Raw genomic sequence first — 225 nt, forward strand, 5'->3', positions numbered from 1 at the left:
CGGGAGTCGCGGCGGCGACCGCGTTGGTGCTCGCCGGGACGACGATCGGCCTCGGCGGCGCCGGTGGCGCCGGTGGTCCGGGCGGGCGGGCCGGCCGGGAGGCCGGCGACCCGGCGGCCCCCTCGGAGCCTGCACCGGTGGACCTCCCGACGAACGGCTGGGAGCCGGGGGACGCCTCGAGGCTGGCCCTGGCCACCGGCGTGCTCGGCCTCGACGCCGAGGGAT

The 225-nt window shown here is 81.3% G+C and carries 1 protein-coding gene; it reads left to right on the forward strand.

Annotated elements, in window-relative coordinates:
- The coding region (locus QWY28_RS23975) for a hypothetical protein (RefSeq protein WP_300955397.1) at window positions 1-225 on the forward strand (225 nt) is incomplete at both ends.

Source organism: Nocardioides oceani (genome assembly GCF_030412965.1).
In the GTDB taxonomy this organism is placed as follows: Bacteria; Actinomycetota; Actinomycetes; order Propionibacteriales; family Nocardioidaceae; genus Nocardioides; species Nocardioides oceani.